Source organism: Selenomonas sp. KH1T6, assembly GCF_900108415.1.
GTDB lineage: Bacteria > Bacillota > Negativicutes > Selenomonadales > Selenomonadaceae > Selenomonas_B > Selenomonas_B ruminantium_A.
In genome coordinates this window covers 124,624-147,991 of the sequence record NZ_FNWN01000002.1, presented here as the reverse complement: position 1 = coordinate 147,991, position 23,368 = coordinate 124,624, and the positions used below count along the sequence as shown (strand labels likewise).

General features: G+C 55.5%; 19 protein-coding genes and 1 tRNA gene. 2 read left to right on the top strand and 18 right to left on the bottom strand.

All coding sequences use genetic code 11. The annotated features are described in order from the left end of the window. Nucleotides 1-4: 4 nt before the first annotated feature. Nucleotides 5-1,687, bottom strand: coding sequence for a polysaccharide biosynthesis protein (locus BLW59_RS02160; protein WP_318253646.1), 1,683 nt, complete (start codon nucleotides 1,685-1,687; stop codon nucleotides 5-7). Nucleotides 1,688-1,913: 226 nt separating this feature from the next. On the opposite strand from BLW59_RS02160, the gene BLW59_RS02155 reads away from it, so the two are divergent. Further along, a complete protein-coding gene (locus BLW59_RS02155) occupies nucleotides 1,914-2,690 on the top strand; it encodes a DUF4931 domain-containing protein (protein WP_318258230.1) in 777 nt (258 codons plus the stop codon). Between the two features lie 43 nt (nucleotides 2,691-2,733). On the opposite strand, the gene BLW59_RS02150 is transcribed toward BLW59_RS02155, so the two are convergent. The 17 genes from BLW59_RS02150 to ilvN form a co-directional block, all read right to left on the bottom strand. After that, the gene (locus tag BLW59_RS02150) at nucleotides 2,734-3,486 is read right to left on the bottom strand and encodes a class I SAM-dependent methyltransferase (protein WP_074695786.1); all 753 of its coding nucleotides are present in this window, start codon (nucleotides 3,484-3,486) and stop codon (nucleotides 2,734-2,736) included. Between the two features lie 98 nt (nucleotides 3,487-3,584). Continuing rightward, nucleotides 3,585-4,955: a 23S rRNA (uracil(1939)-C(5))-methyltransferase RlmD gene (gene rlmD / locus BLW59_RS02145; RefSeq protein WP_074695784.1), complete on the bottom strand. Its 1,371-nt coding sequence runs from the start codon at nucleotides 4,953-4,955 to the stop codon at nucleotides 3,585-3,587. Continuing rightward, nucleotides 4,952-5,674: an HAD family hydrolase gene (locus tag BLW59_RS02140; RefSeq protein ID WP_074695782.1), complete on the bottom strand. Its 723-nt coding sequence runs from the start codon at nucleotides 5,672-5,674 to the stop codon at nucleotides 4,952-4,954. The genes rlmD and BLW59_RS02140 overlap by 4 nt, the downstream gene beginning before the upstream one ends. Nucleotides 5,675-5,839: 165 nt before the next feature. Next, nucleotides 5,840-7,282, bottom strand: coding sequence for an Asp-tRNA(Asn)/Glu-tRNA(Gln) amidotransferase subunit GatB (gatB, locus tag BLW59_RS02135; protein WP_074695779.1), 1,443 nt, complete (start codon nucleotides 7,280-7,282; stop codon nucleotides 5,840-5,842). Beyond that, nucleotides 7,282-8,751, bottom strand: a complete 1,470-nt coding sequence (gatA, locus tag BLW59_RS02130) for an Asp-tRNA(Asn)/Glu-tRNA(Gln) amidotransferase subunit GatA (protein ID WP_074695777.1) — start codon at nucleotides 8,749-8,751, stop codon at nucleotides 7,282-7,284. The genes gatB and gatA overlap by 1 nt, the downstream gene beginning before the upstream one ends. Before the next feature lie 20 nt (nucleotides 8,752-8,771). Then, complete coding sequence (gene gatC / locus BLW59_RS02125) at nucleotides 8,772-9,062, bottom strand: Asp-tRNA(Asn)/Glu-tRNA(Gln) amidotransferase subunit GatC (RefSeq protein ID WP_074695775.1); 291 nt, start codon at nucleotides 9,060-9,062, stop codon at nucleotides 8,772-8,774. A gap of 262 nt (nucleotides 9,063-9,324) precedes the next feature. Then, entirely contained in the window at nucleotides 9,325-11,754 is a 2,430-nt protein-coding gene (gene priA, locus BLW59_RS02120) for a primosomal protein N' (protein WP_074695773.1), read from the bottom strand. Nucleotides 11,755-11,815: 61 nt separating this feature from the next. After that, nucleotides 11,816-11,891, bottom strand: a tRNA-Ala gene (locus BLW59_RS02115). 149 nt (nucleotides 11,892-12,040) lie between these two features. Beyond that, the gene (rfbB, locus tag BLW59_RS02110) at nucleotides 12,041-13,072 is read right to left on the bottom strand and encodes a dTDP-glucose 4,6-dehydratase (RefSeq protein ID WP_074695771.1); all 1,032 of its coding nucleotides are present in this window, start codon (nucleotides 13,070-13,072) and stop codon (nucleotides 12,041-12,043) included. Between the two features lie 12 nt (nucleotides 13,073-13,084). After that, nucleotides 13,085-13,660 (bottom strand): dTDP-4-dehydrorhamnose 3,5-epimerase, encoded by a 576-nt coding sequence (gene rfbC / locus BLW59_RS02105; RefSeq protein WP_074695769.1) that lies wholly within the window; start codon nucleotides 13,658-13,660, stop codon nucleotides 13,085-13,087. Between the two features lie 14 nt (nucleotides 13,661-13,674). Next, a complete protein-coding gene (gene rfbA, locus BLW59_RS02100; RefSeq protein WP_074695767.1) occupies nucleotides 13,675-14,550 on the bottom strand; it encodes a glucose-1-phosphate thymidylyltransferase RfbA in 876 nt (291 codons plus the stop codon). A gap of 103 nt (nucleotides 14,551-14,653) precedes the next feature. Continuing rightward, nucleotides 14,654-16,327, bottom strand: a complete 1,674-nt coding sequence (gene ilvB, locus BLW59_RS02095) for a biosynthetic-type acetolactate synthase large subunit (protein WP_074695929.1) — start codon at nucleotides 16,325-16,327, stop codon at nucleotides 14,654-14,656. A 12-nt stretch (nucleotides 16,328-16,339) separates the two neighbouring features. Beyond that, nucleotides 16,340-17,404 carry a 3-isopropylmalate dehydrogenase gene (leuB, locus tag BLW59_RS02090; RefSeq protein WP_074695765.1) on the bottom strand — a complete coding sequence of 355 codons (1,065 nt, stop codon included), beginning with the start codon at nucleotides 17,402-17,404 and terminating at the stop codon, nucleotides 16,340-16,342. 4 nt (nucleotides 17,405-17,408) lie between these two features. Beyond that, complete coding sequence (locus BLW59_RS02085; RefSeq protein WP_074695763.1) at nucleotides 17,409-17,903, bottom strand: 3-isopropylmalate dehydratase small subunit; 495 nt, start codon at nucleotides 17,901-17,903, stop codon at nucleotides 17,409-17,411. Nucleotide 17,904: 1 nt separating this feature from the next. Beyond that, nucleotides 17,905-19,173 carry a 3-isopropylmalate dehydratase large subunit gene (leuC, locus tag BLW59_RS02080; RefSeq protein WP_074695760.1) on the bottom strand — a complete coding sequence of 423 codons (1,269 nt, stop codon included), beginning with the start codon at nucleotides 19,171-19,173 and terminating at the stop codon, nucleotides 17,905-17,907. 95 nt (nucleotides 19,174-19,268) lie between these two features. Further along, nucleotides 19,269-20,285 carry a ketol-acid reductoisomerase gene (gene ilvC / locus BLW59_RS02075; RefSeq protein WP_029545331.1) on the bottom strand — a complete coding sequence of 339 codons (1,017 nt, stop codon included), beginning with the start codon at nucleotides 20,283-20,285 and terminating at the stop codon, nucleotides 19,269-19,271. Beyond that, nucleotides 20,266-20,796 carry an acetolactate synthase small subunit gene (gene ilvN / locus BLW59_RS02070; protein ID WP_029545333.1) on the bottom strand — a complete coding sequence of 177 codons (531 nt, stop codon included), beginning with the start codon at nucleotides 20,794-20,796 and terminating at the stop codon, nucleotides 20,266-20,268. Before ilvN ends, ilvC begins: the two co-directional genes overlap by 20 nt. Before the next feature lie 455 nt (nucleotides 20,797-21,251). Between ilvN and BLW59_RS02065 the strand changes: the two genes are divergently transcribed. Next, nucleotides 21,252-23,351, top strand: a complete 2,100-nt coding sequence (locus BLW59_RS02065) for a methyl-accepting chemotaxis protein (RefSeq protein ID WP_074695758.1) — start codon at nucleotides 21,252-21,254, stop codon at nucleotides 23,349-23,351. Nucleotides 23,352-23,368: the final 17 nt, after the last annotated feature.

The following is a 23,368-nucleotide window of genomic DNA, read 5'->3' as shown; positions in this document are numbered from 1 at the left end:
CTCCTTACTCTGCCTTGGTCTTGAAAACACCTATGCGCCGCAGGAACTTGATGCCGAAGCGGCCAATCATGGGAATGCGCACCAAATCATCTTCACGCAGGCCGCCAATCAGCAGCATGACGGCGATGTAGACACCGCAGCCGAAGAACACGGCCCCAAAAGTAGCTACAATGGCTGACCCCAGCAAGGCCATGGACTGCACGTAGAAAACATGGGTAGCCGCCGCCATCACCAAAGCCGCTATAATGGTCTTGAAGAGCTGCCCCATTTCCATCTTATAGCCAATGAACTTGTAGATGAACACCAGGTTGATGAGAGCAGCCACGCCCATATCTGCCGCCGTAGCCCAGGCTGCACCCATGATGCCCAGCCAGGGAATAGAAGTCAGGTGCCAGTTCAGCAACACCTTGGCCCCTGCTGCCACCACCATGTTCACCATGGGAATGGTGGGATGCCCCAGGCCCTGCAAGATAGCCGTAGAAACCTGATGAAGACCAAGGAGCACGATGCTCACAGCAGAAATCATCACCGCCGGCCCCGCCCCCGGCGCATTGTAAATCAACGCTGAAATAGGCGTAGCCAGCACGAACACGCAGACAAAAGCCGGGAAGCAGACGAAGTTGGAAATGCGCACAGAAGCCGCCGTCTGGCTGTAGACCCTGTCCTTCTGCTTCAGGGCCCTGGCCTCAGAAATGGCCGGCACAATGCTCATGGCCATGGAAGCCGTAATCAGGCAGGAAAGGTTCACCAGCGGCACGGCCATACCTGTGAGATAACCGAAGAGCTCCGTAGCCTCCCCCACGGAATAGCCTGCCACTTCCAGACGCTGGGGTACAATCATCAGATCCAGGTTAGATACAATAGGCAGCATGATGCTGGCTGCCGATACCGGCAGGGACAGCTGGAAAATGCGCTTGATGATGTGTCCTGCCGACTCGTGCTCTGTGCCCGGAGGCGGCGTGAGCACCTTGCCATAGTCCCTCTCAATGTCCCGGTCCAGCTTGATGTGGAAATACACCAGAACCATCAGGCCCGTCACCGCACCTGCCAAAGCGCCCAAGGAGGCACCAGCAGCTGCATAGTCAAGTCCCCAGGGCATGAGCAGGCTGGCCAACAGGATCATGGTGATGACCCGGAAAATCTGCTCCACAATCTGGGACACTGCCGTAGGCGTCATGCGCTGCCAGCCCTGCAGATAACCTCTGGAGCTGGCCAGGAAAGTCACGAAGAACACCGTAGGTGCCAGCACCACCACGGACATATAAGCCCGGGGGTCACGGATAAACTGCCACTCGATGAGCCAGTCTGCCAGGAAGTAGGTCAGGAAGGAGAAGAACAGGCCCGTGGCCAGCATCAGGCCCATGGAAATGCGGAAGACCCGCTTGGCCCCGTAGATGTCCTTCAGGGCCACCCTTTCCGCCGTGATGATGGAAATAGCAACCGGCACGCCTGCCTGGGACACGGTCATGGCCAGAAAATAGATGGGGAAAGCCATCTGATAAAGGCCGATACCTTCGCCCCCCAGGATACGGGACACGAAAATCCAGTTCAGGGAGCCGATGACCTTCACCACAAACCCGGCAATGGTCAGGATAAAGGTGCCCTTCAGGAAGGACTCGCCCTTGCTGCTCTTCTTTTCCTCCTGCTCCTGGCTTTCTATCTCTTGATTCGTTTCTTGCTTGTTAATGGAAAACACCGCCTAGTAATCTGCCTCAGTTTTGCTTGTGGCAAAACTTCCTTGTTGGCGTTATAATTGTATAAAGTGTAACAGAAGAATTATAACGCAAATAGGTAGATTTTGCCATAGGCAAAATATACCTATTTGCGTTTCGACGAGGCAACAGCCGAGTCATAACGCAATTACGATGCAAAGTAGATTTTGCCATAGGCAAAATGCAGAAAGGAGGCTTGCCATGAACATCATCGACTTCGACACCCGCATCGGCAGACAGAAACCCAACAGCCTCCTGCGTGAGGAAGCCTGCCCCTTCTGCGACCGGGAGCACCTGACGGACATCATCGCCGAAGAAGATGGCATGATTCTTTTGAAGAACAAATACAACGTCATCGTGGGCGCTGACCAGTTCGTCCTGATAGAAGGCCGGGAGTGCCAAACGGATATGCCAGACTACTCCCGGGAGAAAATGCGCCACCTCATCAGCTTCGGCCTCCATCACTGGCAAAAGTTGCTGCACTCAGGCCGCTATGAAGACGTGCTGTTCTTCAAGAACTTCGGACCTCTCTCTGGCGGCACCATCCGCCACCCCCACATGCAGCTGGTAGGCTTTCCCAAACTGGACAGAAGCTGCCTCTCCCTGCTCGAATACTTCGAGGGTCCCCTGATCGCCGAGAAAAACGGCGTTTCCCTGCGCCTTTCCCAAAAACCCCGGGTAGGCTTCTGGGAAATCAACCTTCAGACAGAGCGCCTCCACCAGACCGAAAGCGTAAACACCCTGGCCGACTTCATCCAGCTCAGCGTTGACTACTTCATGAACCATTTCTCCCGCCGGGGCCAAAGCTACAACATCTTCTTCTACCACGAAGGAGACAAAAAAATCATGGTCAAGATCCTCCCCCGCTACGCCACCTCCCCCCTCTACATAGGCTACGGCATCCGCTTCCGCCCCACCAGCCTGGAGGAGGCCGAAAAAGAGATTAAGCAGCTTTACTTTCAAGACAGCAAAGAATAGAAACAGCCTCCTGGCGAGCCAGATCTCACCAGGAGGCTGTTTCTTATTTGCGGGCCGCTATGCAGAACAGCGGCACCTTATCAAACTGCATGCTTTCATCTACATGCACTCTGGAGCCGATATCCTCCTCCAGAGCCACTTCCATGCCCAAACTGCGCAGGAATGCGACATCCCAGCCGGGACGGCGGTGAGTGCTGATCCTCAGCTCGTCCTTGATTTCATTGCACTCCGTCACCAGTTCCCTGCGTATGCCTGCATGGACATCCGTGGGCTCATCCTTCTTCACAAAGGGAGCCAGTCCATAGTCAGAATCAAAATTCAAAAGCAGGCCGCCGGGCTTCAATACCCGCTGCCACTCCCGATAAGCCTCCATCACATCCGGCAGGGTCCAGGTCAGGTTGCGGGTGACCAGCACATCAAAGGAATTGTCTGCAAAGTCAAGGACCTGGGCATTGCCCTTGCAAAAATCCACACGGCAACCTGCCGCCAGAGCATTCTGCTTGGCCTGATGAAGCATCTCACCAGACATATCGACACCTGTCACCTCGTGCCCCAGCTGAGCCAGCAGGATAGCCAGGAAGCCCGCCCCGGTGCCCACATCCAGCACCTGCAGCTTCCCCTCAGGCAGCTTCTCAGCCAGCACCTGCCGCCAGGCCGCCCCGCAGGGCCCCGCCAACTCCTTCAGCCGCAGCCTGCTGAAATCCCCGCTGCGCTCGTCCCAGTAGGCTTCTATCAGCTCCTGAAGCTTAATTTCCTGCTCATAGGCATTTTCCTGCTGCCGAACATTGGCTTTCATTATCAGCACCTCCATGGTAGTTTCTCTCTGCCTACCATTTTATCTTAGCAAAGCCAGAAAAATAAGCCTCCCAGGGGGTTACTTTTATCAAAAGCCTCTCAGTCTTTCTTAACAAGCAAAGCAACATTCTCCACGTGCGAAGTATTTGGGAACATATCCACCGGCTGCACCTTCACGGCCTTGTAGCCCAGCTCATCCAGCACGGCAATGTCCCTGGCCAGGGTGGCGGGGTTGCAGGAGACGTAAACTATCCTGTCCGGCTGCATGTCTGCGAAGGTCTTCAGCACTGTTTCCGTGCAGCCTGCCCGGGGCGGGTCTACCACTACCACATCGGGGCGCACACCCTGCTTGTAGAGGCGGGGCATGACCTGGGTGGCATCGCCTACGATGAATTCTGCATTCCTTACGTTGTTGTCCCTGGCGTTTTTATTGGCATCCTGGATGGCGGGCTTCACAATCTCGATACCGATGACTTCCCTTGCCTTCTGGGCCAGGAACAGGGTGATGGTGCCTGTGCCGCAGTAGGCGTCAATGACAGTTTCCTCTCCCTTGAGGTTGGCAAATTCCATGGCCTTGTTGTAGAGGACTTCCGCCTGGGCGGTGTTTACCTGGAAGAAGGAACGGGGAGAGATGTGGAAATTCAGACGGCCCAGGCTGTCCTGGATGGTGGGACGGCCCCAGATAAGCCTGGTATCCCTGCCCATGATAACATTGTTGCGGTAGGTCTGGATATTCTGATGGACGCTGACTACCTTGGGGAGTCTGGCCCGCAGCATCTTCACGAATTCCTTTTCCCGGGGCAGGGTCTTGCTGGCAGTGACTATGACCACCATGATATCCCCATTGCTGCCCACGCGGCCCACCACATGACGCAGGACGCCGGTGTGCTTGTCCTCATTGTAGACGGGAATGTTCAGCCTGGTGACAATTTCCCGCACGGCGTTCACCACTTCGTTGTTGCCTTCCTTCTGGATATGACAGTCAGTGGTGTCGATGATATTGTGGCTGCCCTGAGCAAAGCAGCCGATAACGGTCTTGCCCTTCTCCCTGCCAATGGGGAACTGCATCTTGTTGCGGTAGTTCCAGGGAGTGGCTGCGCCGAGGGTGGGCTCCACAAAGAGGTCAGGCTGCTTGCCAATGCGGGTCACGGCATCTATCACCTGCTGGCGCTTGGCCTTCAGCTGCGCTTCGTAGCTCAGGTGCTGGAGCTGGCAGCCGCCGCATTCCTTGTAAATGGGGCAGACGGGCTCCACCCGGTCGCTGCTCTTGCGGACAAGCTCCAGCAGCTTGCCCATGGCATAGGTCTTCTTGACCTCCGTGATGCGCACCTTGGCCTTTTCTCCCGGCAAGGCGTAAGGCACGAAGACAGTGAAATCCTCATAGCGCCCCACACCCTCGCCGCTGGTGCCCAGGGTATTTATTTCAATCTCGTAGACTTGTCCCTGCTGGACAGGTATCTTTCCCTTCATTTTTCCTCACTTGCCTCGCTTGCATCGTCACCAGTCACAAATTCCACCTTGGTAAAGAGGTCAGCAGGCATCTCCAGGATAAACCTGGCGCCGCTTTCCTCCAGCTCCTCCCGGGTACGGAAGCCCCAGGTAACACCAAGGGCAATGGCTCCCGCATTCCTGGCGGTTTCCATGTCCACGCTGCTGTCACCGAAGTAGGCAACTTCCTTGGGGCTAACCCCCATCTTCTCCGCCAGCTTCAGCACCTTCAGCGGGTCAGGCTTCCGGGGCAGGTCCGGCTGGTCGCCGATGACCTCCACGAAAGTGCCCTCGGCAAAAAGCTCCCGGCAGATTTCCTCGGCGGCGCTCTGATGCTTGTTGGTGCAGACAGCCATGGGCACCCCCATCTCCTGAAGGCGCTTCAGCATATTGAAGATGCCTGCATAGGGACGGGTCTTGTTGAGGATATTTCTGGCATAGCACTCCTTGTATTCGGCCAGAAGTGCGTCCACCAGTGCCTCATCCCCTGCCTTGTCCTCTGGCAGTACGCGCTCAATCAGCTTGCGGGAGCCGTTGCCCACCTTGTAGCGGTACAGGTCTACCTCGAAGGTGGGGAAGCCGTGGGCAGTGAGGACTTCGTTCACGCTGTCCGCCAAATCTTCCAACGAGTCGATAAGGGTGCCGTCAAGGTCAAAGACCGCAGCCTTGGCAGTGACGGCAGCCCTGTTGAAATATTGCATGATAATCCTTTCTGTTCGAAAAAAGCCTTCCCCTTGAGGGGAAGGTGGCAGCCGAAGGCTGACGGATGAGGTGGAAATGAACTAAATACTTCAGCCTGACTCAAAAAGTCGCACCTCATCTGCCCCTTCGGGGCACCTTCCCCAGAGGGGAAGGCTTTATTTGTCTCAGCCGTCCAGCTTCTGGGCCAGCAGCTGGTTCACCATCTGGGGGTTGGCCTTGCCCTTGGAGGCTTTCATGACCTGTCCCACCAAGGCGCCTATGGCTTTCTTGTTGCCGCCCTTGTAGTCGTCCACTGCCTTCTGGTTCTTGGCAATGACCTCGTCTACAATGCCCTCGATGGCCTTGGTGTCGGTGATCTGCACCAGGCCCTTGTCCTTGACGATCTTCTCAGGGCTGTCGGTATTGGTCCACATTTCCTTGAAGACCTTCTTGGCAATCTTGCCGGAAATGGTGTCCTTCATGATGAGCTGGATCATCTCGCCCAGGCGCTGGGCCTCCACGGGAGACTTGCTGATATCCAGGCCCTCATCGTTGAGGTTCTTCAGCAGGTCGCCCATCATCCAGTTGGCAGCCAGCTTGGCATCTGCGCCGGTAGCCACCACGGCATCGAAATACTCGGCCATAGCGCGGGAGCTGGTGATGATGCCTGCATCGTAGTCGGACAGGCCGAACTCGCTTTCCAGGCGGGCGCGGCGGGCATCCGGCAGCTCCGGCAGCTCGCTGCGGTACTTCTCGATGGTCTCCTCGCTGGTGATGATGGGAGGCAGGTCCGGCTCCGGCATATAGCGGTAGTCGTGGGCATTTTCCTTGCTGCGCATGGAAAGGGTGATGCCCTGTGCCGGGTCGAAAGTACGGGTCTCCTGGACGATGTGGCCGCCGTCCTCCAGAACCTCAGTCTGGCGCTCAATCTCGTAGTTGATGGCGTCCTCAAGGTTCTTGAAAGAGTTGATGTTCTTCATCTCCGTGCGGGTGCCCAGCTCCTTGGAGCCAACGGGACGCAGGGACACGTTGATGTCGGCACGGAGATTGCCCTCCTCCATGCGGCAGTTGGAAACATCGATGTACTCCATGATAGCCTTGATTTTTTCCATATAGGCACGGGCTTCCTCAGCGGAGCTCATGTCAGGCTCGGAGACGATTTCCAGCAGGGGCACGCCGGTACGGTTGTAGTCCACGTTGGAAGAAGCGGAGTCCTTGATATTGGTGCCGGAATGCACCAGCTTGCCTGCATCCTCCTCCATGTGGATGCGGGTGAGGCGGATGCGCTTCTTCTCCCCCTCCACGTCGATGTCCACCCAGCCGTGCTCGGCGATGGGCAGGTCATACTGGGAGGTCTGCCAGTTCTTGGGCAGGTCAGGATAGTAGTAGTTCTTGCGGTCGAACTTGCTGTACTTGTTGATTTCACAGTTGGTGGCAAGACCGGCCTTGATGCCAAACTCCACCACCCGCTGGTTCACAGTGGGCAGCACCCCGGGCATGCCCAGGCAGACAGGGCACACATGGGTGTTCTGGTCAGCGCCGAAACTGGTGGCGCAACCGCAGAAAATCTTGGTCTTGGTCTTCAGTTCGCAATGTATTTCCAGGCCGATTACGGCTTCATACTTCATCAGTTGTTACCTCCCAGCTTCGCCATCTTCGTGTGATAGTCCTGACTCTGCTCATAGGTGTAAGCCGCACGGATAATGGTTTCCTCGTCCAGGGCCTTGCCGATGATCTGCATGCCGATAGGCATTCCCTTGCTGGAGAAACCGCAAGGCAGGCTGATGCCAGGCAGGCCGGCCAGGTTCAGAGGCACGGTGCAGGCATCCTGCAGGTACATCTGCAGGGGGTCACCCGCCATCTCGCCGATCTTGAAAGCCGTGGTGGGAGCCACAGGAGCAAGGATCACATCCACCTGCTCGAAAGCCTTGGCATAATCCTCGGCCACCAGAGTACGCACCTTCATGGCTTTCAGATAATACGCATCGTAGTAGCCAGCGGAAAGGGCGTAGTTGCCAATGACAATGCGGCGCTTGACTTCCTCGCCGAACTTCTCTGTGCGGGTATTGGTCATCATGGACACCAGGTCCTCGCCCTCCACACGCTCGCCGTAGCTTACGCCGTCATAGCGCTGGAGGTTGGTGGCAGCCTCAGCGGGAGCGATGAGGTAATAGGCGGAAATGGCATAATCCGTGTGAGGCAGAGAGATATCCACGATCTCTGCGCCCATTTCCTTGTACTTCTCGATGGCAGCGCGGATGGTCTTCTCTACCTCAGGGTCCATGCCCTTCACGAAGTATTCCTTGGGCAGGCCGATCTTCAGGCCCTTCACATCCTCCACCAAGGCCTTGGTGAAGTCAGGCACTGCCGCTTCGCTTGAGGTGGAGTCCATCTCATCGTGGCCGGCAATGATGTTGAGCAGATGCGCGCAGTCCGTCACATCCCGGGTCACAGGGCCAATCTGGTCAAGAGAGGAGCCATAAGCCACCAGGCCATAGCGGGAAACACGGCCATAGGTGGGCTTCAGGCCTACCACGCCGCAGAAGGATGCGGGCTGGCGGATGGAGCCGCCGGTATCGGAGCCCAAGGACCATATAGCGGTGCCTGCAGCCACGGAAGCAGCGCTGCCGCCGGAGGAACCGCCGGGCACGCACTCGGTGTTCCAGGGGTTGCAGGTGGGATGGTAAGCGGAGTTCTCAGTGGAGCCGCCCATGGCGAACTCGTCCATGTTCAGCTTGCCCAGGATAACGGGATTCTCTGCCTTGAGCTTCTTCATGACCGTAGCATCATAAGGGGGCACGAAGTTCTCCAGGATCTTGGAAGCGCAGGTGGTCTTCACGCCCTCGGTGCATATATTGTCCTTGATGGCGCCGGGAATGCCCTCCAGGAAGGAAATCTCCTCACCGCGGGCAATCTTCTCGTCCACGGCGCGGGCCTGCTCCAGTGCCTCGTCACGGGTGACGGTGAGGTAAGCCTTGACCTCCCCCTCCACCTCGTCAATGCGGGAGAGCACATCCTCGGTCAGCTCTACGCTTGTAATCTCTTTATTCACCAGCATATCATGCAGGACATGAGCCGGTTTCTCGTATAATTTCACGTTCAATCCTCCTGCCTTATTCAGTCTTCCAGCACCTTCGGCACCTTGAAATAGCCGTCTTCCTTGAGGGGAGCGTTGGCAAGGGCTGCCTCCCGGTCAAGGGACTCCTTAACCTCGTCCTTGCGGAACACGTTTGCCATGGGCAAGGGGTAGGTGGTAGGCTTCACATTCTCCGTGTCCAGCTCGGAGAGATTATCCATATAGGTCAGGATCTTGTCCAGGTTGCCCAGGTAGCGCTCCGTGTCCTCCTCGGCAATAGAAAGCCGGGACAGCACAGCCACGTTATCCAGGTCCTCTTTCGTTACTTTCATTTCTATTCACCATCCAGCTATAAAATTCAACATTACAAGGCAATATTATAACGCAAAATAGCATATTTCGCCACAGGCAAAACCACTTAACTCGTTTCACAAATAGTTGTCGTCAAATACTTGCCTTCCCCTTGAGGGGAAGGTGGCAGCCGAAGGCTGACGGATGAGGTGCAACTAACCTCGATACAGTTCCTAAACTTGTAAACGCCCCACCTCATCCGCCCCTAACGGGGCACCTTCCCCTCAAGGGGAAGGCAGGGCCTTAAAGCATGGTTATCGGATCTATATCAATGGCAACTTCTGTGCGCAGGTGCAGCTTTTGTTCCCGCAGGAATTCCTGCACGGCGGGCAGGTCAGCGGTCTTGATCAGTACCACGAAGCGGTAGATATTGCGGAATTTGGCAATCACTGCTGGGGACGGCCCCACGATCACCTGACGCCTGTCGCCCCGGAAACGCTCCTCAAAGGCCTTCACCAGCCTTCTCCCCTTACCCTTGGCCATCTCCTCGTCTTCATCCTGAAACAACAGCTTCACAATCCTGCTATAGGGGGGGTAGAAAAGCTCCTTTCTCATGGCGAGTTCCTGCCGGAAAAACTCCTCATAATCCTGCTTCAGCCCTGCTGTCACCGCGTAGTGCTCCGGGTTATAAGTCTGCACTATGACCTGTCCCCTGCCGCCATGACGTCCTGCCCTTCCCGCTGTTTGTGTAATTAGCATAAAGCAGCGCTCTGCTGCCCGGAAATCGGGCATATTCAGGCTGGAATCGGCACTGATGATTCCTACGGAGGTGACATTGGGGATATCGTGGCCCTTGGCCACCATCTGGGTGCCCAACAGGATATCGTACTCATGGCGGCGGAAGCGGCTCAAGATCTCCTGATGGGCAAACTTCGTGCCCGTGGTATCCCTGTCCATGCGGATCACCCGGGCACGGGGCATGATTTCCCTCAGTTCCTGCTCCAGCTTCTCCGTGCCGGAGCCAAAGTACTTGATATAGCGGCTGCCGCACTTGGGGCAAACATCCGGCACCTGCTCGGCCACATCGCAGTGATGGCAGGAAAGGCGCCCGTTCTTATGGTACACCAGAGGCAAACCGCAGAGCTTGCACTTTATGACCTCCCCACAGGAACGGCACATGACAAAAGTCGAAAAACCGCGCCGGTTCAGCATGATGATGGACTGCTCCCCGCGAGCCAGGGTTTCCTCCAGCAGCCGCTGCAAGTCATGGGAAATGATATGCCTGTTGCCCAGCTTCAGTTCCCGCCGCATATCCACGGCATGAACCAAGGGCATGGGCAGGCTGCCGATGCGCTCCGGCAGCTCCAAAAGCTTCAGTTCCCCACTATTCGCACGGTAATAAGTTTCAAGTGAAGGCGTTGCGCTTCCGAGCAGCAGTACAGCCCCATGGATACGAGCCAGCTGTTCCGCCACCACTCTGGCATGGTAGCGGGGTGATTCGTCCTGCTTGTAGCTCATGTCCTGTTCCTCATCCATGACGATAAGGCCGATATCAGCTGCCGGAGTGAACAAGGCAGAGCGGGCACCGATGATGATGCCCGCCTCACCTCTTCTGACCCGCAAGATGGCATCATTGCGCTCGGATAGGGAAAGGCGGCTGTGCATCACCATGATATCCTCAGGGAAATACTCCTTGAAGGAAGCCACCACCTGCCCCGTCAGGGCAATCTCTGGCACCAGCACAATCACCTGACGCCCCAGGGCACGGACCTTCTTCGCCAGCTCCATGTAGACCTGGGTCTTGCCGCTGCCCGTGACCCCCTTCAGCAAAAAGCCCTGGAACGCCTTGGCCTCTGCTGCCTGCTCCAGCTCTGCCAGAGCATTTCCCTGGGCCTCAGTCAGCTGGATTTCCGGCGCATTGTTCAGTTCAGTCTTTCCTCCATAGCTGTCCCGCAGGACACGCTTCTGACGGACTTCCACCAACCCCTGCTCTTCCATCAGCTTGATAGTGGCAGGAGAAACCTTCTCTTCCCTAAGCGCAGTATATGAAAGCTCTTTTCCCTCGTTCTTTGCCAGAAGTTCCAATAAACGAAGCTGTGCTTTCTTGCGTTTGAAATCAACCTGCAATTCTTCCGTGACTTCTGCCGTCAGGCAGACATATTTCTCATAACGTGCTTTATCCCGCTTCTCTGCCAGATAATCCTTGACGAGCACCCCATAGCTGACCATGCGCTCTATCAGGCCAGGCAGTTCCTCCCCCATCCCGGGCAAGGCCTTCCTGATCTCCCGCAGGCTCTTGGGGCCCTCAGCCAAGAGATACTGGTAAACACTGCTGGCCATCGGCATGGCCAGCATCAGGTGCCCGCTCATGCTCTCCTCAGCAGCATAACTCACGGTAATCTTCAGCCCGGACTTCCCAGGCATGAAGAGCCGCATAATTTCCGCCAAAGAGCAGAGATAGAAGTCCGCAAGCCATCTGGCAGCCTTGATCATCTCCGGGGTGAACCAGGCTTCCTCATCCACTGCAGAGATAATTTCCTTCAGGGCATACTCCCGCTTTTCACCTTCAGCCTCTTCACGCACAGAGAGGATAAATCCCTCCACCTTCCGCCCCCCAAAGGGCACGAAAACACGCCAGCCAATCCCCACCTGGAGACTGTCCGGCACGATGTATCTGAACGCTTTGGCTATGCTTTTGACAGGTATGTTGACAAAAACTTCTGCGACCTGCATCTTCTACCCCTGTGAAAAAGAAAAACCACAGCTATCAAGCTGTGGTTTGGAATTCATATTATGGTGGAGACAAGGAGGATCGAACTCCTGACCTCTTGCATGCCATGCAAGCGCTCTCCCAGCTGAGCTATGCCCCCATAACACCCGGTCTTGCCGGTTGTTAACGTTTTTCGCTGTCAACATGTGTTATTATAGGGCATATAGATAAGGCTGTCAACAGGTAAATTGAAAAAAATTGATGTTTTTTCAAAAAAACTTTGTAATAGCCTTCAAAACAGCTGCAGCATCAGTCGATTATTTCCTTCTTGCCATACATCTCAGCATAATACTTCTGGTAATCACCGGAAATGATATTCTGCCACCAGTCTTCGTGCTCTTTGTACCACTCAACTGTAGCCTTGATGCCAACCTCGGGGCTGGTGGTGGGCTCCCAGCCCAATTCCTCACGGATCTTGGTGGGGTCAATGGCATAGCGGCGGTCATGCCCCTTTCTATCGGTGACATGCTCGATAAGCTCCTCACCCTTGCCCAGCTCTTTCAGGATGGCCTTCACCACCTGGATGTTCTGCCTCTCGTTATGTCCGCCGATATTGTAGACCTCTCCTACCTTGCCCTTGCGCAGGATGATTTCGATAGCGGCGCAGTGATCCTTCACAAAGAGCCAGTCACGGACATTGAGGCCATCGCCGTAAACGGGCAGCTTCTTGTCATGCATGGCGTTGATGATCATGAGGGGAATGAGCTTCTCCGGGAAGTGGAAGGGCCCGTAGTTGTTGGAGCAGCGGGAGATGGTCACCGGCAGGCCAAAGGTGCGGTGATAAGCCATGACCAACAGGTCTGCAGAAGCCTTAGAAGCAGAGTAAGGGCTGCTGGTATGAAGCGGCGTCTCCTCGGTGAAGAAGAGGTCGGGACGGTCAAGAGGCAGGTCGCCATAAACCTCATCTGTGGACACCTGATGGTAGCGCTTGATGCCATACTTGCGGCAGGCGTCCATGAGCACACTGGTACCGATGACATTGGTCTGGAGGAAAACTTCCGGGTTCTCAATGGAGCGGTCCACATGGGACTCAGCGGCAAAATTCACGATGATGTCCGGCTTTTCTTCCTCGAACATCTTGTAAACAGCCTCGCGGTCTGCGATATCGCCCTTGATGAATTTGAACTGCTTGTTCTTCTGTGCTTCTTCCAGGGTAGCCAGGTTGCCTGCATAGGTCAGCTTGTCATAGCAGATGATCCTGTCCTCGGGACGGTTCTCCAGCATATAGTAGACAAAGTTGGCACCAATGAAACCGGCGCCGCCGGTTACAACAATATTCATGATTCCGCTCCCTTACTTCATTTCCTCATAGACAAAGTTGATTTCATTCTTCTCCATACGCTCAGCCAGGGTAGGTGCCTTCTCGTCCTTGTCAGAGAGAATCAACGGCTGGATGGGCCACTCCACCCCTATCTCCTGGTCATCCCAGCGCACATTGCCATCGCACTCAGGCGCGTAGTAGTTATCTGCCTTATACTGCACTTCCACATCATCCGTGAGGGTGATGAAACCATGGGCAAAGCCACGGGGAATAAAAAGCTGCTTCTTGTTCTCAGCAGAGAGCTCCACCCCCACCCACTGGGCATACTGGGGAGACCCCTTGCGGATATCTACTGCCACATCAAAGATCCGTCCTCTGGTGCAGCGGACCATCTTGGCCTGGCACATGGGGTTCTGCTGATAGTGCAGGCCACGCAGTATTCCCTTCTGAGAGGAGAAGGACTGGTTGTCCTGCAGGAATTCCACCTCAAGCCCTGCCTCTGCCAGTTTTCTTTTTGACCAGCTCTCCATGAACCAGCCACGGGCATCACCAAAAACCTGCGGCTCCACTACATAAACACCCTTGAGTTTTGTTTCTGTAACTTTCATTCTCTCTGCGCCCCTTACTTTTCTTTAGCCAGCTGCTGCAAATACTTGCCGTAAGCATTCTTCCTCATGGGCTCCGCCAGCCTCAGCAGCTGCTCACTGTCAATATACCCCATGCGATAGGCAATCTCCTCGATGCAGGCCACCTTCAGCCCCTGACGAGCCTGAATGGTCTGGACGAACTGGGCTGCCTGCAACAGGGACTCATGGGTTCCCGTATCCAGCCAGGCATAGCCGCGGCGCATCTTCTCCACCCGGAGTTTGCCTGCCTCAAGATAGGCCTTGTTCACATCGGTGATCTCCAGCTCCCCACGGGGCGAAGGCTTCACTTCCTTGGCAATGCTCACAATGTCCTTGTCGTAGAAATACAGCCCTGTCACCGCATAGTTGGACTTTGGCTCTGCCGGCTTCTCCTCCAGGCTGGTGGCGCGTCCTTCCTTGTCAAAAGCCACCACGCCATAGCGCTCAGGGTCGGACACATAGTAAGCAAAGACCGTGGCCCCATCATCACAGGCAGCCGCCCTCTGCATAGCTTTGGCCAGATCAGAGCCATAGAAGATATTGTCCCCCAGCACCAGCGCACAGGATTCGCCATTGATAAATTCCTCACCAATCAGAAAAGCCTGAGCCAGGCCATCAGGACTGGGCTGCACTGCATAGCTGATGCTGATGCCCAACTGGCTGCCATCACCCAGAAGCCTTCTGAAAAGTTCCTGGTCCTGAGGAGTAGTGATAATCAGGATATCATTTATGCCAGCCAGCAGCAAGGTGCTCAAAGGGTAGTAGATCATTGGCTTGTCATAAATCGGCATAAGCTGCTTGGATACAACCTCTGTCAAAGGGTAGAGCCTGGTACCAGACCCGCCCGCCAAGATAATGCCTTTCTTTATCAAAAAAATCCCTCCAATGTTGAATAATAACTATCAATTATTATACGACACCAGAGGGAATTTTGCCAACAATATACAAATATGTTTGACTTAGATGTCATCGCATTTACTTGAATTCCACGAATTCGTTGATCCGTGCCCCGCCCTTGATCATAGGCTCCACAAAACTGCGCCAGATATTCATGACGATGACCCTGGGATGCTCCGTATCGTTCAGGGCCTCCTGCAAAGCCACGGCAAAGCCTTCCTGGGTATCTACGGTCTCCGCCTTGATGCCGAAGCTTTCGGCGTATTTCTCGTAATCCATCTGATAATCCAGCTCGCAGGCAATATAACGCTCGTTATACATGACCTTCTGCAGCTGGCGTATCATGCCCAGGCTGGTGTTGTTGGCGATGATGGAGATAATGGGGAGATTCAGTCTGGCAATGGTGTAGAACTCATTGCCCGTCATCTTGATGCCCCCATCACCTGCCACATGGATGACCCGCCTGTTCTTGCCATAATAGACCTGTGCCCCCATGGCGGCAGGCAGGCCGAAGCCCATGGTGCCAAGACCGCCGGAGGTGAGCCAGGTGCGGGGCTGCTCCGGCTTCAGGTGCAGGGCTGCCCACATCTGGTGCTGGCCCACATCGGTGGCAAAGGCATAGGGCTTGCCAGCCGTGGCTTTCGCCACCAGGTGCATGGCCCAAGGCACAGTCAGCCGGCTGTGCTGGTAGTCATACTCATAAGTCTCCCGCCAGCCTTCAATCTGCTGCCACCATTCCTTAAGCTCGCTATGGGGCTCATACCGCATCAAAAGGCCCAGGATGGTCTTCATATCCCCTGCCAGTCCCAGGGAGCCCGCCACATTCTTGTCAATCTCTGCCGGATCGATATCGATGTGGATGAACTTCTTGTCCTGGGTGTACTTCTTGAGGTTGCCCGTCTGGCGATCACCGAAGCGGCTGCCGATGGCAATGACCAGATCAGCCGCCGCAATGGCATGATTGGCAGCCTTCTCCCCGTGCATGCCTGCAAAGCCCAGAGACTGGGGATGAGAACCGGGCACAGCCCCCAGTCCCATGAGGGTATGCACCACGGGCAGATGGTATTTCTCAATAAAAGCCAATACCTCAGGGGTGGCCCCTGCCGCAATGACCCCGCCCCCCACAATGGCCAGAGGACGCTTGGCATTGACTATTTCCTCAGAGGCCTCGGCAGCGCAGATGCGGAAATCCGCGTCCGGCTTGCCAGGCTTTTTCTCCTCGACCGCCTGAGGCTCATAATCCACCTCGGCAAAGAAGAGATCCCGGGGAATGTCCACCAGCACCGGGCCGGGACGGCCCTTGCGGGCCAGCTGGAAAGCTTCCCGCAGGGTGGGGATGAGTTTCTTCACGTCCTTCACCTTGTAGTTGTTCTTGGTGATGGGCATGGTAATGTCCAAAATGTCCGTTTCCTGGAAGGCATCGCGGCCCAGCAGGGTAGTATCCACCTGACCAGTAATGGCCACCACGGGAATGGAATCCATAAAGGCAGTGGCCAGGCCTGTCACCAGATTGGTGGCGCCGGGGCCGGAGGTGGCCATGCACACCCCGACCTTGCCGGAAGCCCGGGCGTAGCCGTCTGCGGCATGGGCCGCATTCTGCTCATGGGTCACCAGAATCTCCTGCAGTCCCTGTTCGTCTTTTTCATCATAAAAAGCATCATAGAGAGGCAGGATCATGCCCCCGGGGTAGCCGAAGACCACCTCCACGCCCTGCTCCTTGAGGCAGGCCGCCACTGCCTTTGCACCTGTCATTTTCATTGTACGTCACACCCTTTGTGAGATTTCTCTCGTTATCTCTTCGGTGTTAGCCTTCTTAAATCCTTCTTTCCAAAGATCTGCAGTGCGCCAGCCTTCTTCTAAAACCTTTTCAACAGCCGCCTCGATAGCCTTGGCTGCCTCTTCCTCATGGAGGGAATACCTGAGCAGCATGGCCGCAGACAGAATAGTGCCCATGGGGTTGGCAATCCCCTTGCCGGCAATGTCCGGGGCGCTGCCGTGGATAGGCTCATAAAGGCTGGTAGAGGTGCCAATGGAAGCGGAGGGCAGCATGCCGATGGAGCCCCCCACCACAGCCGCCTCGTCGGAGAGGATATCTCCGAAGAGGTTGCCCGTGACAATGACATCGAACTGGGCAGGGTTGATGGCCAGCTGCATGGCGCAGTTGTCCACATAGAGGTTCTTCAGCTCCACTTCCGGATAGCCCTCTGCCACCTTGGCTGCCGTGCGGCGCCAGAGGCGTGAGGTAGCCAGCACATTGGCCTTGTCCACAGAGGTGAGCTTGCCCCGGCGGAGCTTCGCCGTCTCGCAGGCCAGCTTCACGATGCGCTCCACCTCAGGCACTGAGTAGTTCTCCAGATCCCAGGCCCGCTCTGCCCCTTCGTGTATCTCGGATTCGCAGCGCTCACCGAAGTAAATGCCGCCTACCAGCTCACGGACAATGACCAGGTCTACCCCCTTGGCCAGTTCAGGCTTCAGGGGAGAATACTCCACCAGAGCCTCTGCCACCTTCACGGGACGAAGGTTGGCGTAGAGGCCCAGTCCCTTGCGCAGGCCCAGGATGGCCTTTTCGGGACGCAGGGCAGGGTCTACATTATCCCATTTGTCGCCGCCCACAGCGCCGAAGAGGACGCCGTCGGCCTTCTTGCAAGCCTCCAGAGTCTCCTCAGGCAGAGGGGTGCCATATTTATCATAGGCGGTGCCCCCTGCATCATGGAACTCATATTCCAAACCAAGGTTGTATTTCTTGTCAGCTGCCTTAAGTACGGCCACGGCAGAACGGGTGATTTCCTCACCTATGCCGTCTCCGGGTATGACTACGATTTTTGCCATATGATCACCTGCTCTTGATATAGTTGATCAGGCCGCCGGCCTGGGCGATTTCCTGCACGAAGCCCGGCAGGGGATGGGCCTGGAACACGTCACCGGTGGTAAGGTCCTTGATCTCCCCGGTGGCCACATTCACCATCAGCTCATCGTCGGCCTTGATTTTCTCCACATCGTCCCCGATTTCCAACAGGGGCAGGCCAATATTGATGCCGTTGCGGTAGAAGATGCGGGCAAAGCTGGCGGCGATGACCACGGGAACACCTGCCGCCCTGATAGCCACAGGAGCATGTTCACGGGAGGAGCCGCAGCCAAAGTTCTTGCCGCCCACCATGATATCCCCTGCCTTCACATTCTGGGCAAAACTCTCGTCCAGGTCTGCCATGCAGTGCTTGGCCAGTTCCTGGGGGTCGAAGGTGTTCAGATATCTTGCTGCGATGATGATGTCTGTATCAATGTTGTCGCCATAGCGCCATACTTTTCCCTGATAAATCTGCTCTGCCATCTCACTTCACCTCCACTTCTGCCGGCACGGCAATGCGGCCCAGCACAGCGCTGGCTGCTGCCGTCTGGGGACCGGCCAGGTACACCTCGCTGGTCTTGTCACCCATGCGGCCCAAGAAATTGCGGTTAGTCGTGGACACGCAGCGCTCGCCAGGAGCCAGGATGCCCATATAGCCTCCCAGGCAGGGGCCGCAGGTGGGGCAGCTCACCACGGCGCCAGCCTCGATGAAGATATCGAAGAGCCCTTCGTGCATGGCCTGCTGGTAAATGGCCTGGCTGCCGGGAATGACAATGCAGCGCACCCTGTCATGGACCTTGTGACCCTTCATGACTTTGGCGGCAATCTGCAAATCCTCCAGACGCCCGTTGGTGCAGGAGCCGATGACCACCTGGTCGATTTCCACAGGCTCCTTGATATCCTTCACTGCCTTGGTATTCCCCGGCAGATGGGGGAAAGCTACCACAGGGTTGAGGGAGGAAAGGTCAATGGTGACGGTCTGCACATAGCCGGCATCCTCGTCCGGGGCCACCGGCTCATATGGCTGCTGCACCCGTCCTTCCACATATTCCCTGGTCACTTCGTCGAAGGGGAAGATGCCGTTCTTGCCACCGGCTTCGATAGCCATATTGGCGATGGTGAGGCGGTCTGTCATAGAAAGGGACTTCACGCCCTCCCCGGCAAACTCCAATGACTTGTAAAGGGCACCATCCACCCCAATCATGCCGATGAGGGTGAGGATCACATCCTTGCCCGTTATGTTTTCCGGCTTCTGGCCCGTCAGTTCCACCTTGATGGCCTCAGGCACCTTGAACCAGGCCTTCCCCGTAGCCATAGCCACTGCCAGGTCAGTAGTGCCCACGCCAGTGGAGAAACCGTTCACGGCACCGTAGGTGCAGGTGTGGGAGTCAGCGCCGATGGTGAGCATGCCCGGGCCTACGATGCCCATTTCCGGCAGGATGACATGCTCGATGCCCACTCTGCCCTGCTCAAAATAATGCTTGATTTCATGCTTGCGAGCAAAGTCACGCACGGCTTTCGCCAATTGTGCCGACTTGATATCCTTGGCAGGCTGGAAATGGTCCGGCACCAAGGCAATCTTTTCCTTATGGAAAACAGGACGCCCAATTTTCTCAAACTCCTTGATGGACGGCGGCGCCGTCACATCATTGGCCAGCACCATGTCCAGGTCGCAGATAACCAGTTCCCCAGCGGAAACCTGGTCACGGCCTGCATGGCGGGCCAAAATCTTTTCACTCATATTCATGCCCATAGGCTTGCCCTCCTAAACCTATATCCACGAAAAGCCTTCCCCGTCCCAATAGCCGGGGAAGGCTTTTCTATACTGGTCAATAACCTATATGAAGCTTAGTCCTTGGAAAGGTCGTCGCCGTCCTTCAGCCAGGACATCATGCCGCGGAGCTCCTTGCCCACCTGCTCAATCTGATGCTCGGCGTGGATGCGGCGCTGTGCCAGGAAGTTGGCACGGCCGGCAGCGCGGTTCTCCAGGAGCCAGTTGCGGGCGAAGGTGCCATCCTGAATCTCAGTGAGGACCTTCTTCATTTCCTTCTTGGTCTCCTCGGTGACGATGCGGGGTCCGATCATGTAGTCGCCGTACTCAGCAGTATCGGAGATGGACTTGCGCATCTTGGCCATGCCGCCTTCATAGAGTAGGTCAACGATGAGCTTCATCTCATGGAAGCACTCGAAGTATGCCATCTCAGGCTTGTAGCCTGCTTCTACCAAAGTCTCAAAGCCAGCCTTCATGAGGGCGCAGACACCGCCGCAGAGGACAGCCTGCTCGCCGAAGAGGTCAGTCTCCGTCTCATCCTTGAAGGTAGTCTGAATAGCGCCTGCACGGGTGCCGCCGATGCCGCGGGCATAGGCCAGAGCCACGTCGAAGCACTTGCCGGTAGCATCCTTCTCAGCTGCGAAGACCACGGGCACGCCGCCGCCCTCAGTGAAAGTACGGCGAACCAGATGGCCAGGGCCCTTGGGGGCTACCATGAAGACATCCACGTCCTCAGGAGGAACAATCTGCTTGAAGTGAATATTGAAGCCATGAGCGAAAGCGAGAGCACTGCCGGACTTGAGGTTCGGGGCAATCTCAGCCTTGTAGACATCGGCCTGTTTCTCATCCGGGATCAGGATCATGGTGATGTCAGCCTGCTTGACGGCCTCAGCCACAGGCAGCACCTTCAAACCATGCTTCTCAGCCTCAGCCTTGGACTTGGAGCCTTCGTAAAGACCAACCACCACGTTCACGCCGCTCTCCTTAAGATTCAGGGCATGAGCATGGCCCTGGCTGCCGTAACCGATAATGGCCACAGTCTTGCCGTTCATGACTTCCCAGTTGACATCCTGATCATAGTAAGTTTTTGCCATAGTACTCTCTCTCCTCACAGTGTTCATATATAGTATGTTCTCCGCGTTCCAGGGCGATGAGCCCCGTGCGGATGACCTCGGCAATGCCATAGGGCTGCACCAGCCTCAGGAAAGCCGTCACCTTGTCATCGCTGCCGGTGATCTCGAACATCAGGGTAGTGGATTCCACATCCACCACATGAGCCCGGAACAACTCGGCCATCTTGAGGACATCAAGGCGATTGCTGTCATCTGCATGAACCTTCACCATGGTCATGCCGCGGCATACTGCCACTTTTTCATCCAGCCGCTGGACAGCTCTCACAACCGGCATTTTTTCCAGTTGCTTGATAATCTGCTCCACCAGCTGTTCGTCCCCCTGCACCACCACAGTGATGCGGGAACAATCCGGCGTCTCTGTCACACCTACAGACAAGCTGTCGATATTGAACTCCCGCCGGGAAAACATACTCACAACCCTGACCAGCACACCGGTCTGGTTTTCCACAAAGACAGACAGGACATGTTTCATAGCAAGCCTCCCTTATGCTTCCATGGACTGTGCACAGTCTTCATACAAAAGGGACTGTCCACCAGAATCATACCGACATCAACCATTATAACACGGCTCACCTGTCCATTCAATGTGTATCCTTGTAAATATGTATACATTATTGCGCAACTCACCTCTTTTGTCAACAGCAATCTGTAATATTTTATGCATTTGTATGAACATCTTTGGTATTTTAATCCCTCTTCAGCGGACACACATTTGAACTGTAGGCTTTTATCTGCACTTATATCCTTTCTGCAAACACAGCAATGAACACCAAATTACATTTTTCTGAATAATTTCTTCTATCAAACTTCCCAGAGAAAGAAGGGATTCTGACAAATTTAACGAATAGTAGAGGCAAGGTATAAGATTAAAAACTATGTTAATTGGCCCTGATGCTTTTAACCTGGAATAAAAGAGGTGTTCGCGCAATGTTTAGTTTTTTCTCCAAAGACAAGAATAACGCTGCCCCGGAACCCACTCCTGCACCGCCCCCTACTCCCGCTGAGCGGGTGCATGCCACCCCTGCCATGCCCGTGGCCGCTGTCAGCAGCCAGCATGACATCAAAGCTGTCTACCTCAATCGGAACGAGCTCTCCAGCGACAAGCTGAAAGACCTCTGTGACCTGGCTGGCGGCGCTGCTCTCATCATGGGCTTCATCTCCCCCGATCTTTCCGTACCGGAAGTATCCCGGGCCATCAAGCAGGAAATCCCCGGCAATACCAAGCTGATTCTCATGACCACCTGCGGCGAGCTCTGCCGTGTCCCCGGCAAGCATACCTACTATCAGGATGCCCCGGATAATCGTGGTAAGGTGCTGTTGCAGGCATTTTCCAAACGCATGCTGGAAGATGTCTACATCGCCAGCATTCCCCTGCCCAACGATGATTTGCGCCGTGGTGAAGTCACCATGACGGTGGCAGAGCGCGTGGCGGCCCTAAAATCCGAGTTTGCCAAGCAGCATGTGCCCTTCCGCGTTTCCGTAAACCACACCTTCGCCTTTGTCTACATTGACGGCGTTTCCAGTTGCGAAACCTTTGTCGTGCAGGCTCTCTTTGACAGCGGCCAGCTGGCCTGCCCCTATATCGGCGGCAGCGCAGGCGGAGATTTGAGCCTTGGACGCACATACATCTACAATGACAAGGAGTGCCTGGAAAACCACGCTGTCATTGCCGTAGTGCGGCTCAGCAAGGAATATCGTTACGGGGTATTGAAATCCCAGGCCGTAGAGCCTGCCTATGGCACCACTTTCATGGTGGGAGCTGCTAACAGTTCCCTGCGCTACATTGAAACAGTCCAGGATCCCACCACGGGAGAGGACAACTCTTTCATAGATACTCTGAAAGAGCACTTCCACGTCAGCAGCACAGCCGAATTGGAAGCCACCATGCAGGACTACACCTTCGCTTCCAATGTGAACGGCGAATACTTCATCCGCACCATCTCCAAGATTGACGAAGAAAATGACCGCATTCATTTCTACTGCGATATCATGACAGGCGAGGAACTGTACCTCATGAAGCGCATTTCCCTGCCCCAGACAGTTCATTCCGACCTGCAGCGCTATATGCAGGGCAAGCCTGCCCCCATCGGAGGCATCCTCAACGACTGCATTCTGCGCCGCCTGGGCTATCCCAATGAAATCGGCCATGTGGATGAATTCGAAAACGTGCCTGTGGCGGGCTTCTCCAGCCTGGGCGAGATACTGGGGCTGCACGTAAACGAAACCCTCACCGCCATCTTCTTCTACCACGTCCTACCAGGAGAGTCCTACCACGATGAATATCTGGACAAATTCGCCAGCTTCTACTCTGACTGCCGGGCCTATTTCTTCAACCGCGAAATCGCCAGGCAGATGCACATGGATGCCCTGAAGGACAACCTCATCAATATGTTCCGCAACTATCAGGCCAAGATGCCAGGAATTGTGGACACCATCATGCGCATGTCCAATGATTCTGAGAGCCTGCAGGGCGCCATCCACCAGTTGGCAAGCGGCCTTGAGGAGCAGAACAAGCTCTTCAAGATGCTCATGAACCGCATGGGGGAAATCACTCCGAAGCTTGACCTTCTCAGTCAGCGTGCCCAAAAGATCAATGATGTCATGAACATGATCAACGAAATTGCCGCCCAGACCAACCTGCTGGCTCTGAATGCCGCCATCGAGGCTGCCAGAGCAGGAGAAGCAGGCCGCGGCTTCTCCGTGGTAGCCCAAGAGGTCAGGAAGCTCTCTGAAAATACCCAGACCAGCCTCCAAACTTCTGACGAAGCTATCAAGACCCTGTTGGGCGATGTGAAGCAGATAGACGAAATCCTGGCCGAGAACGACCAGTTCGAAGCCAAGATAGCGGAGTTTGACACCAGCTTCAGCGGTCAGATGAAGGATCTCCATGCCAATCTGGCCGACGGACTCCAACACATCCAGAAGTCTACCAGCTCCATCAAAGAACTGGAACGGCTCAACGATGCCACCCAAAGAGAGATGGAAAATCTCACGGTGATCATAAAGAATATCGAGATGGGTATCTAAGGATACTTGCAATAAAA